Annotated in this window: 9 protein-coding genes; 1 reads left to right on the forward strand and 8 read right to left on the reverse strand. The window is 40.2% G+C overall.

Going from position 1 to position 11,646, the window contains the following annotated elements:
- Nucleotides 1-72: 72 nt before the first annotated feature.
- From MHN81_RS20775 to MHN81_RS20800, 6 genes are all read right to left on the reverse strand, one after another.
- Nucleotides 73-708, reverse strand: coding sequence for a Pvc16 family protein (locus MHN81_RS20775; RefSeq protein ID WP_023399337.1), 636 nt, complete (start codon nucleotides 706-708; stop codon nucleotides 73-75).
- Nucleotide 709: 1 nt separating this feature from the next.
- Nucleotides 710-2,647 (reverse strand): ATP-binding protein, encoded by a 1,938-nt coding sequence (locus MHN81_RS20780; protein ID WP_239426594.1) that lies wholly within the window; start codon nucleotides 2,645-2,647, stop codon nucleotides 710-712.
- A complete protein-coding gene (locus MHN81_RS20785) occupies nucleotides 2,647-3,078 on the reverse strand; it encodes a hypothetical protein (RefSeq protein WP_023399335.1) in 432 nt (143 codons plus the stop codon). Before MHN81_RS20785 ends, MHN81_RS20780 begins: the two co-directional genes overlap by 1 nt.
- Nucleotides 3,075-3,590, reverse strand: a complete 516-nt coding sequence (locus tag MHN81_RS20790; RefSeq protein ID WP_023399334.1) for a UpxY family transcription antiterminator — start codon at nucleotides 3,588-3,590, stop codon at nucleotides 3,075-3,077. The genes MHN81_RS20785 and MHN81_RS20790 overlap by 4 nt, the downstream gene beginning before the upstream one ends.
- Before the next feature lie 366 nt (nucleotides 3,591-3,956).
- Nucleotides 3,957-4,538: a sigma-70 family RNA polymerase sigma factor gene (locus MHN81_RS20795; protein WP_239426595.1), complete on the reverse strand. Its 582-nt coding sequence runs from the start codon at nucleotides 4,536-4,538 to the stop codon at nucleotides 3,957-3,959.
- Between the two features lie 289 nt (nucleotides 4,539-4,827).
- Nucleotides 4,828-6,069: a WSD1 family O-acyltransferase gene (locus tag MHN81_RS20800; RefSeq protein WP_239426596.1), complete on the reverse strand. Its 1,242-nt coding sequence runs from the start codon at nucleotides 6,067-6,069 to the stop codon at nucleotides 4,828-4,830.
- A gap of 215 nt (nucleotides 6,070-6,284) precedes the next feature.
- Between MHN81_RS20800 and MHN81_RS20805 the strand changes: the two genes are divergently transcribed.
- Nucleotides 6,285-7,355: a DUF3083 family protein gene (locus MHN81_RS20805; RefSeq protein ID WP_239426597.1), complete on the forward strand. Its 1,071-nt coding sequence runs from the start codon at nucleotides 6,285-6,287 to the stop codon at nucleotides 7,353-7,355.
- A 28-nt stretch (nucleotides 7,356-7,383) separates the two neighbouring features.
- On the opposite strand, the gene MHN81_RS20810 is transcribed toward MHN81_RS20805, so the two are convergent.
- Nucleotides 7,384-9,189 (reverse strand): diguanylate cyclase, encoded by a 1,806-nt coding sequence (locus MHN81_RS20810; protein ID WP_239426598.1) that lies wholly within the window; start codon nucleotides 9,187-9,189, stop codon nucleotides 7,384-7,386.
- Nucleotides 9,190-9,303: 114 nt separating this feature from the next.
- Nucleotides 9,304-10,344 carry a hypothetical protein gene (locus MHN81_RS20815; RefSeq protein ID WP_023399329.1) on the reverse strand — a complete coding sequence of 347 codons (1,041 nt, stop codon included), beginning with the start codon at nucleotides 10,342-10,344 and terminating at the stop codon, nucleotides 9,304-9,306.
- Nucleotides 10,345-11,646: the final 1,302 nt, after the last annotated feature.

Genomic DNA, 11,646 nt, shown 5'->3' on the forward strand with positions numbered 1-11,646 from the left:
AATTAAGAAGCTTTGCTACTCAGGGGAGTTAGGAGTAGCAAGTAAAATAGAGCTAGATTATTGATGAAGGTCTTAAGCCTGTTTATTATTCATTTGCGTTTCAATGTCTTGGACAATAGGTAAGATATCCGGAGTAAACACCGGCACAGGTAATGACAACGACAGTAATAACGTTGGTTTAGGCGTTGACCCTAAAGCCTGCCAAACCTGCCCACTGACCTTTTCACTGTGTTCATTGCCAAATAACTGAGTGCGAACACCATAGGGTTTGTCGTCCACTCCGTGCTTTTCAAGAATATCCTCTGGCAAAAAGTCATACGCACCTAACCCACATAGCAAATAACTGAGTACCATATGCTCCAACTCTGCACTTCCTGCATCCGCTTTACTCCACACTGTCAACATATAAGTGAGGGAAACAAATCTAGGCTCTTTATGATATACGCGGTGGGTTTGCGCCGTATTCAAATAACTTCTTGGTGGCTCGCTTTGTCGACGAGTTACGTCTTCAGCCACACCTATCAAATAACAGTTTACAGTTGGTTCGTCGCTCACTTTATTGTCATAAAATGCCTTATCTGGCGCGACAAAGCTCAGCGCGATATCGCCTTCTAACTCCGCGTCTACTCCCTTGCTCATTGACAAGATCCGCTCTGTTAAAAAGGTTTCCAGTGCCTGCTGTGTGTTATAAACAATTTTTGGGTCCATATTAGTTTCCTTGCAACCAAGCTTTAATTTCATGCTGCGCCATAAACCCTTCATGCTGTTTAGCAAGCTCTCTTTTAAGTGCATTAGCCAATGAGATAGGATCAATGTGCGCTTCCTGCACCATTAAACGTTGTAATAATGCAGATTCAGTTATATTAATAATTTGCGCGGCGCTGAGTTCAAATCGCTGCGCCAAGTCATCGATGGATTGCATCAGAGCTTCGTTTGCATTGCTTGCAAGTACTTGGCGCCATATTTGAAGCCTTTGTGATGGTGTCGGCAATGTAAATTCAATAACGTTATGGAAACGGCGCAGAAATGCATCGTCTAGATTCGATTTTAAATTGGTACTTAGCAACAGCAACCCGCTGTAGTGTTCCATACGTTGAAGTAGATAGCTCACCCCCATATTGGCGTTTTTATCTTGGCTAGACTCAACTGCACTGCGTTTAGCAAAAACCGCGTCGGCTTCGTCAAACATCAGCACTGCATTGTGCTTCTGAGCTTCGTCAAACAACTTTGCAAGGTGCTTTTCTGTTTCTCCAATCCATTTACTGGCGATATTTGCCAAATTCACGACGTAAAGTGGCAACTGCAATTCTCCAGCAATGGCCTCAGCCGCCATAGATTTACCCGTACCTGGTTTTCCCCAAAATAGTGCTTTGCACCCTGGAGTGAACCTCGGTAACTTCAATTTGAGGTGGGACTGCATTTCAACTCGCCCGACTAATTCAGTCAGCTGATCGGCAGTAGTAGACGATAAAACCATGTCTGATAACATAAAGCGTGGCTCTGATAGCTTAGCTAACTCCTCAGGTCCTTGATTTAGTTCCCGTAAACATAACTCTTGCAAAGCAGGCCAAAACGATGAACTAGAGTGAGCTTTCGCTTGCTGTGCCAATTCGTTCATTCTATACAAGGACACTGGATATCGAGCGGCAATTGAATGAGCCTGTTTATCATCGTGATTTGGTGATAGCGTATTCCAAACTCGTGCCAAAGAGTCGATACTTGGCGCGTGATACTCGACCAAATGTGGCTTAAACTGTGTTTTATCGACAAGGCCCAAATTTAATGAAAATAAGTGGAGCTTAGCCGCAACTAGGCACTGATTTGAAAGTAGCTTATTTTCAATTGGTAAAAGGCATTCAAAATCAGATAAATAGAGAAATATGCGTTGGCCATTCGCCGCCAATATGACGCCTGCAAGTATTTGCAGCATGTCGGTGCTCTCGAGCTGACCGAATTGCTCGTTATTTATAACGCCAAATAGTGCATCTGATTTAGCAGCGAGCTGCTGTGCGTACCATCTCGCTGTTTCTGACTCCTTTGTATTGATAGAAAAGCAATTGGCTTGCTCGGGATCCCACGATTTCTCGCTACAAGCGAGAAACACCGGATCAGTTTCTATATCCTCAAACACTTTTATGGGATGCTCTGGGGCCAAAACAACTTTCCCAGTTTGCAAAAATTGCAAAAGATATGAATGCAAGCCAACACCTTCGTGCAACTTTGGCACAGAGCCGGCGTGCAATAGGCCCCATTTAAATGCAGAGCACCAAAAAACCCCTTGAGCAAGCAGTTGTCGTTTACCACCAAATTGACAAAGGAATAGTAATTTATCCAAGCTCAGTAGCGGCCCTTGCTCATACCAACTTAAACCTAGATAAGGCGTTAAAATGTCAGGCTCAAGAGTTTGGATATAGATTAATGCGATCAGTCTTACTTCAAAGTCTTCGAGTGAAAAAACCCGGGTTACAAGTTCAAACCTAGGTGTGTGAACGAGTTTATCTAAGACTTTTTGCAGTGCAGCCAAATTTTGTTGCAAGTCCTGATCATTGTTTGCCAGTGCAGCACCAACTTTGAAAAACTGCTGTGCAAGCTGTTTTTCAATTTTAATCTGTGATTGGGCCTGCTGCGCAGTTGAATTCATCGTCATCACCCCTGCTTCATCATAATCGCCAGTTCCATGGCCCTATCACTATGCTCACTTATCCATCCACCATGCCAAATTTCATCAGCGGCCAATGTATAGTCTTCAACACACAGCGCAGCTAATAGCTTTTTCAGCTTCTTTAACCCTTCGACACCGATACTAAATGCCATATTTACAAGCACTAATTTTCGCAATTCACTCTGTTGGTTAAAAATCGGTAACTCATGGGTCAGTATTCGAATTAAACTCGTGATATCGTTTTCCAACATGCGCTCAGCTTCTTGTTCACTCACTCCCACATGCTCTAGTTTTCTGCCAACACCTATTATCAGTTCTCCCTGCGCATTTCGGGTTGGCTTGCAGATCAACCCTTCGTGGCAAATCAATTGCACTTTTAAAGACTCAATGGCTTCTTGTGAAACAGACCGCTTCATGATGCCTCCACAATCTGCAACATATCCTTAGGTACAGACATCAGTAAACTTTGATCTAAGCCTTGAATCTCTATTGCAAATACGGAATCATTCTTGTGCTCAAGTAATTTTCCTTGATACCCCTTTAAAGCCCCCACTTTTATCTCAGCTATGCAGCCAACAGACAATTGATTTGGGACAGGCTCACATCGATATCCAGATGCAATAACGGCTTTAATTTTGGCTACCTCGGTAGGACTTACGATACTAGGCTTACCGTTGAATTTAATGTAGTCAACAAAGCCATTAAGGCGCTTAATATGGTGGTATTCAAAGTCATCCACATAAACAAACACGTATGATTTAAACAAAGGTGTGGATATAGATTTTACACGGTCGCTCCATTGCTTTTTTTCAACCTGCAAAGGTAAAAAGACATCGCAACCACTTTTAATACACGAAACTTGCTCCGTGAATTTTTTTTCTGTATTCGGCTTAGTATAAACAACGTACCAATTTCTTATTGTTGTCATCTCAAATCCTAGAAACGCTCCGCCACATCTCCCACAACATGGGACAAGTCGGAAAAGTCTTATTGATTGATTTAACAATAAACAGCTTTAGACTGGTTATTGCGAATGTAATACCCTACTGACGAAGCAACATATTTTTTGTGAAAAGTTTTCGATGATATCTAAAACGAAGTCTGTAAATTGCAGTTGAAATAGAAAGTGGCCTCAGTACAGAGGCCACTTTAAAGGTTGGGCTAATGTTCAAAAACCTAGCAACTTATAAACGCTAGCTATCGATATTTGTGAATTAATTTATTGATATGCACTGAGACTGTATAGAGTTTTTATATTATTATTTTCATACTAAATTTTAAGTTTTATTAAGTCTTAACTGTACTTCTTATATTCTTCCTTAAGACTGATCAATTGACGCCGCGCTAGTTGTACTCGTTTCCTCACATTTTCTAGTGATAGTTGAAGCCTGGATGCAATTTCGGCGTATTCCATTTCGTATAAAAATTTATATTGCATTACCAAGCGTAGGTCTGTGGGTAGTATAGCGATTTCTTTAACGAGCTTATTATATAAACTGGTATTCCAGTGGTCGCTTTCTAATGATGCGGATTGGTTATCTGCGAAAAAAAAATGGTCGGGTAATTCGGATACGTGATTCACAATATCTTGATGTTTTGCTTTTGCCCTGTGCTCATCCATACATAAGTTATGAGCAATACGACACAACCAAGCAAATTCATTTTCTATCTTATAGTTTGACTGACTATAAGCTCTAAATGCTTTTTCACATGTCAGAGCTAAAACATCTTCAACCTTTTCGCCATCATTTCTCAGCCATCGGTGACAACAGCTTAATAACTTTTCTTTGTTTTCTAACCAAATTGTCCAAAACTCACTATGTCCTTTTAGTTGCCTTTGTTTCGCTGCAACTAACTCCCCTGTATGTAACATCATTTCTCCAATAAAAAAATTTATATCGGAGGAAAGACGTACATTTAAGAATTATGTGAAAACAAAATTAATACAATATATAAACCATTACTTAATTGATGTATAACCAAATTCTGTGTAGAACAAAATAATTCAATCGAGAATAGGCGGTGTTGTGAACATAATTTCCCGTAATCGCAATTACAAAAAGTGTTATGATGAGAGAGACAAAATGCATGCTCACTTAATCATTGTGGCGTCAACATTCACTAAAAACTTGCCGCCATGTTTTGCATGCTTTCAACACGACTAATTACTCATTAAGCGAGGCGATTTCACACTCAACAGCACGTTTGATAGACGTAATATCCCCACCCTCATGAGCATACGAAATTCGCAATCTTCCTTGATAAGTACTGACGACAATCGCCAATCCTGCTGGAGGTAATGGAACACTAAAGTTATAAATATCAATAATTTTACATTTTCCGATACTTTTTAAATCAAACTCTAATTTCCCTAAATTTGACAAGATCACATTACCATTAAGAAATAATCTTTTATAGCTATCTACGAGTAACTTAAGCCCTCGCCTGGGCATCAAGTTTATTGACAAAGACTGCAAACGCTGCTCAGCTTGATGAACTGTATGGTCACCTGATTTCAACCTGTTTAAACGTGATTGATATACTTGCATCCAATTACTATCACCACCTATATCCGAGCCAAATGACAGAATTAAGTTGTTATATGATGAAGACAAATTTCGGCTAGACAGTGTACGTACCGACATGGTTTCTATCATGGTGTATTTTTTGCCATTGTTTAACACCTTGTTGAATACATAGTTCAGTACAACGTTTGCCGAAAACTGATACTTTCTTGCCCACGCCAGAACAGACTCAGTGGCTTCAACGCCAAGGTCGTGATAGTCAATCTGCCACTGCCCTGAGGCCTTGATAGGAATTGTTTTTTTTGCCTTGAATAACTCACATGCTAGACGGGCTGCGGCTTTAAACATCGCTTGATAGGTCACGCTATCAAAAAGCAAATGATCTTCACAAAAACTATTATCCTGATTTGGGATCGGTTGATCAGTCAGCAATGCATGCAACTGCTCAAATAAAATATAACCGCTTCGAGCATCTGACACAGCGTGTGACGATAGAAACATCAGCGCACTGTATGACCTAAATTTAACGTATACAAATGCAACCCCAGAGCCGTCAAAAGGATCTATGGGATTATCAATGACAAACTGGCGGAGAGCCGCATGCCATTGCTCAACATTACTATATTGCTCACTCCAGTCTAAAAATCGCTTTTCTGGGTAAAGCTGTGCATCAAATTGCCAATAATATCTAAACCCCTTTTTAACAACACGGCTTTGCATGATTGGATGTGTGCTTGCGATCTTATTGACACATTCTGTTAGCACATCAATGTCATAATGCCCTTCCAAAATGGCGAGATCGCATGAATTTGCATTATTTTTGTTGGCAGCTGCTAATGCTATAAAATTGAGAGACCGATCGCTTAAAGGCAATAAATTCATTTTCAAAGTTCCTATATCAACTACACAAACTTTAAACGAGAATCATTTACTTGTCCAATGAGCTATTCTAATTTACGGTACAAATACACCCGGCTCGTTAATAATTGTTACACTTGATCTTGTAACAATGTGACAACTTTTGTTCCAGCGCAATAAAATCGTCATTTAAATTCAATAATATGAGCTAAAACTAGGTGTATCGTTAAGGACTAAAAATGGCATCATTGAATTTACATCGCGTCTATATTCCAACCAATGCTCGAAATAACCACTATATCTTGGCGGAATTTAAGCCTGAAAGCTCTTTCTATGATCGTTTCGACGACGTTGGAAGTGCTTATCAGCGCCTCGCTAGAAAGCTGTTTGCGCTTTGTGATGAATATGAACTTTACAACGTACAGCTTATTGTCAACGATAAGCTCCCTGTTGTGCGCTACCACGAAGAAGCATATAGCTTACAAACAGACAAACAAATTTTATTTTTCTACAACCCTAAGTACCATGAAGCGCACAAAATTTATAGTGATGAAGGTCATCAAGCGAGAAAGATTCGACTGTTGTTTTTAGCAACTGGTGATGAGCTAAGAGCAAATGCGGCAGCATTTCATAGTAAAGTTAAACGTGCACTGGACGCGCTTCAAACTCAGTATGAAGAAGAAAATATAAGCTTCAAAGTCAGAGATCATCAGCATCTAACTTATGACATTTTCTCCAAAATTAAGGGTCACCGAGAGACATATGGCTACAAGTTAAGAAGCCTGTATCCTAGATACCAAGCTCGTAATTGCTCATTACCCGAAGCACACAGTGAAATTACTTATGTAACCTTTTCTGTCCCGATTACTCGTGCCATTAAAACCGAATATCAGCACTTGTTACGCCCTGGCGACTACGGCGCATTTTACAGACATATTGAAGATATGCTGTTAACAACATGCAGCCAACTTCAATTGTCGCATGTCGGTTTTGTCGCTGATGGAAGAATGCCCATTATTCGCAATAGCCAAATTGACAAATCAGCCCACAACAGAGAGCTTCAAAAACTCAGCTTTGATACCTCTTTGGTTGATGGACAAACCCACACAATATGGGACGCCACTCACTTATGCGATGTAATGCATTTTGTCCTTGTTGCAAATGATAGCGATAACAAAGATGCTGGTTACGGTAAATTTATGAATAATGTTGAAACCATGGTAAGACGTTTTGTTACCCAGTTACCTATAAATCCTGAAAAACAAGACGTGACTATGCGCTTTTTCCAACACATTAGCTATAGCTATTAATAATACTAAAGGTGTATTGGGCAGGTGCTTAAAAGGCAACGACCTGTCCATGCGCTGTTCGTTTTACATGAATAAGGCGACTCTCCAGCTCTGCAAAAATATTACCAAAGTCGCCCTCTTCTGAGCATATTAGTGCACCAGAAAAGTTGATAGGGTGTAACTGCTTTTGCGCTGTAAAAAAGTGCTGTAATACAGATAAACGCTTTTGCAAAACTGGTTTTTTCATGCCCTGACACAAGATCACAAACTCACGCTCACTCACCCTACAAACTAAGTCACCGTCATCTCTAAATTGCATTGATAACTGCTCCGCAGCAAACTTAACTTCTTTTTCGCTAAGTAAAGATCTATCGTACTCGTTAGTATTGTCCGTATCGAACTCGATAAGGGCCATAGCGTAATCAAGACCATTATTGGTAATCCGCTCAAACTGCTCAATAAAATAGCGGCGATTGTATAGGCCAGTATTCAGATCTTTGTAATGCAACACCTTGGTTAAGTTACTTCTAGATTGTCTGTAGTACACAACCACGACCAGTAAAATCGTGACCAATAAACCAATTATAATGTACGCCTTTGTGAGCTCTTGGTCCTTGCGTTGGAATGAACTTGAGATATAGTCATTGCCTTGCTGTGGGGTACGCATTTGTAGGTCTTTTCTGTCGAAAACAGCTGCCCCAATTGCATTATGCTCTAACCTTTCTTGCGATTGTGCCGTGTTATCTTCCAGTAACTTAATGTAGGTACGCAATGTGGAAATGGTTTGTGGTAGATCTTGCTTCGATTGATGCACATCGGCTTCAATTTTCAGTGTCTGACGAGCATAGCGGTTATTCAATGGACTGTGATATGACTTAAGTACTGATTTGGATTGAACGATTTGCGCAAGCGCACTATCAAACTGCTTAACCTGAGAGTACGCATAAGCCAAATTGTTATGTAATACAATAATATGTGCTGGGTTAATAATCGCATTATGCTGGGTATTTTGAGCCGCTTTTAGGTTCGAAATAGCCTTGCTAAAATCTTTTTTTGACAGAGCTATTTTGCCAAGCCCTGAAAGAGACCAAAATTGATATCTCGGCAAGTTATGCTGTTCAGATAACTTATACATTTGCTGATAACATAGCTCAGCCTTGTCAATAAGTTGTGCCCTAAGTAAGGTCAAGCAAAGGTTGTACTTTACCGGTAAGCCATCCAAAATATTATTGTGTTTACTCGCCAGCTCTTGTGCTTGGTGCGCATAGCCCAGCGCTTTAACATAAAATTTCAATGTTGAATAGTAGGCTGTCAGGCCATCAAAAACCATCAATTTTGTAATACTATCGAGCTCAGAATTTCCTCTCGACATATAGCTTTGAGCGGATTGTAACGACTTTAGAGCGAAACTGTATTCTTCGCGCCAGACGGAAATGACGGCTTCCATAGCATAAGTTCGGATAAGAAAATCAGTCGCTTTATTGTGAGTGAAGCTTAAACGAGCTTGGTTAATATATTGCTTTGCTTTATCCAAGTCACCCTGTTCTATAGAGAAAAAAGCGCGGTATAGAAACCAATAGCCTGAAGATAGCTGTAACGGTGCATCTTGTACATTATATTTTACTACATCGAAATACGAGGATGCAGCTTGGATATCTCCACGAAAAAAAGCAGCCCGAGCCTTTAGGGTTAACCAAAATACATTATCTATATCAGCAGGTGGATTTTGCATGGACAGAACAAGAGAAGGTGATGAGACCACCTGCAATTCATGCTCCAACAACTGCTTTTTAGTAAAAGCGGATACAGATAACGAGCAAAGCAAGGTAACAGCGAAAACGATAAATAATTGCAAATAGACAAGCCTGTTTTGTAACACTCGTTTTAAATGTAATCCTTTATTTTAGAATGTACAATAAATTACAGGCTCTAGTTTTATCTATACTTTCAAGGCACATAATTATGAGTATTATTCAGCTACCGCTGCCTCCGCTTTATTCAAAGTAACCTTTCGAGCGGTCTGTACAGACGATGTAGGCTTCATTGCAGTAGATTTTTTCATTGACTCCATTGGCAAACCTAATTGCTCTTGGCTTTTCTGTGAGACAGTAAGCTCATCTGCAATAGTCGACAGCAAGTGTTGGTTTATTTTCTGATTCTGAGAAATAGAGTCTTGAATGTCTTTATTTTGCTGTTGTAATTGTTCAGCTAACTCGGCTTGTGTAAGCGTATTTTTTACCTTCTCTTTGGTTTTTTGATCAGCACTTCCCATCAATTGGTTCACAACCTCCACCAAACGACTAAGGACACTATAAATAACATCTGCGGAAAAACCTCCAAGCAATGCTGCCAAAGGTTTGTGAAAGTCACCTAAAGAAGAATGATTTTGGGTAATTTCTTGAGTGGGGATTAACTCGGCAATCATCAAACCAGCCATAAAGCCCATTATCACCATAGACCAATATGTCGAATCGAACTTAGGGTCGTAGTTGCACATGCGAATAAAGCTGCGAGATTTGTGTAAACACGCGAATGTGGCTCCAAGCCCTGCACAACATAATAGAAATAGTTGGTTGAGCAATAATACTTTGCCCTCTGAATTAAATAGCCCCTCATTGATTGTCTTTTGGTTTACTTCTGGTGAAATTGACAATGCAATGATTGAAACTAAGAAAAATAGTGCAAGTAAAGACATATGTCGAACAAGCTTTACTGGACCTAAAAACCTCAACAAACTAACGGAACTTGACTCTTTGTCCATAATAGATAATGTGAGCGGTTTAGCTGGATAGACAAGTAAAGATAATTCTTTATGGCATTTAGTCAGCGCTGACAACTCATGCTCTAAAAGCAGGTTCAGGCCATCCCCATCATTTACCGCTTGTTTATTTTGTAGTTGATAAACAGTATTTGGAATATAGCTTGGCATGGTTTTCCCTTCGCCTGACGCGTAACGGATCATGACATCACATTCTGTAAGTAAATGACTAACAAAGTCCTTTTTGGACATAGTGTTACCTATTGTTATTATGCCGAAAAGAAGTTTATAACAGGGTTTATGGTATTACTTCAAGTACAATCAATTACAGATAAATATTAAAAATAAATAAGTCGTTAGATTAAAGTCAAAAACTAATAATAAGAGATGAAATAGGTTAGCTTATTTTTTCAATGAGAGCACAATTTCGGTCTATCTATGCACTACGTGTGCACCAGGATTTTATTGCCATTAAAGCAACAGTATTTCATTATTAGCATGAGAAAATACGAACATATGAATTTTACTATAGTGCCAACAAACAGGCCCGCAAGGCAGGTGCAAAAGTCTAATGGCAATGCACGCAGTGCTGACATTATTTTTGCGCAAAGTGAAATTAATAGTTTTGACAGTTGTTGGGGTTACCAACTCTAAAACGTAGCTAATATTGAGAATATGGATCCTGAATCAAGTTCAGGATGACATTCTGCGTAGTGCGAACGAAGCAAGTACAGGGCGACATCGCGCAAGTTCAGTACGACGGTACAATGGACTAACAGCGATGTAAAACGACTAAGTGTAAAGGGCTACCGACCACGATAAATAACTCAATCACATTCCCCCTCTCCGTCACCCTGAACTTGTTTCAGGGTCTAAGTTCAAAATACAGCGGCGATGTAAAACGACTAGGCGTAAAGGGTTACCTAGCACGATAAACAGCCCAATCACATTCACCCTCTCCTTCACCCAGAGCTTATTTCAGGGTCTAAGTTCAAAGGACAGCGGCGATATAAAACGACTAAGCATAAAGGGTTACCTAGCACGATAAACAGCCCAATCACATTCACCCTCTCCGTCACCCTGAACTTGTTTCAGGGTCTAAGTTCAAAGGCCTACAACAAATGAAGGCGGCAAAGACGCTTCCTAATACGCAAGTCAGGTGCAAAAGCCCAATGACAAAGCCCGCACTTTTATGCTCGGGGAAATGGGTAGCTTTGACAGTTGTTGAGGTCATCGCCTCTAAAACGTAGCTAGTATTAAAAACATGGATCCTGAATCAAGTTCAGGATGACATCGTGCGAAGTTCAGGATGACATCATGCGAAATGCGAGCGAAGCAAGTACAGGGCGATATCGTGCAAGTTCAGTACGACGGTACAATGGACTAACAGCGATGTAAAACGACTAAGTGTAAAGGGCTAACGACCACGATAAATAACTCAACCACATTCCCCCACTCCGTCACCCTGAACTTGTTTCAGGGTCTAAGTTCAAAGGACAACAGCGATGTAATACGACTAAGTGTAAAGGGCTACCGACCACGATAATTAACTCA

The organism is Pseudoalteromonas sp. Of7M-16 (assembly GCF_022347805.1).
Taxonomy (GTDB): domain Bacteria; phylum Pseudomonadota; class Gammaproteobacteria; order Enterobacterales; family Alteromonadaceae; genus Pseudoalteromonas; species Pseudoalteromonas luteoviolacea_F.

What these genes read in the sequence shown, in the direction of transcription:
- MHN81_RS20775 (WP_023399337.1), bottom strand. Translation starts at nt 708, where the DNA reads ATGGACCCAAAAATTGTTTATAACACACAGCAGGCACTGGAAACCTTT.
- MHN81_RS20780 (WP_239426594.1), bottom strand. Translation starts at nt 2,647, where the DNA reads ATGACGATGAATTCAACTGCGCAGCAGGCCCAATCACAGATTAAAATT.
- MHN81_RS20785 (WP_023399335.1), bottom strand. Translation starts at nt 3,078, where the DNA reads ATGAAGCGGTCTGTTTCACAAGAAGCCATTGAGTCTTTAAAAGTGCAA.
- MHN81_RS20790 (WP_023399334.1), bottom strand. Translation starts at nt 3,590, where the DNA reads ATGACAACAATAAGAAATTGGTACGTTGTTTATACTAAGCCGAATACA.
- MHN81_RS20795 (WP_239426595.1), bottom strand. Translation starts at nt 4,538, where the DNA reads ATGATGTTACATACAGGGGAGTTAGTTGCAGCGAAACAAAGGCAACTA.
- MHN81_RS20800 (WP_239426596.1), bottom strand. Translation starts at nt 6,069, where the DNA reads ATGAATTTATTGCCTTTAAGCGATCGGTCTCTCAATTTTATAGCATTA.
- MHN81_RS20805 (WP_239426597.1), top strand. Translation starts at nt 6,285, where the DNA reads ATGGCATCATTGAATTTACATCGCGTCTATATTCCAACCAATGCTCGA.
- MHN81_RS20815 (WP_023399329.1), bottom strand. Translation starts at nt 10,344, where the DNA reads ATGTCCAAAAAGGACTTTGTTAGTCATTTACTTACAGAATGTGATGTC.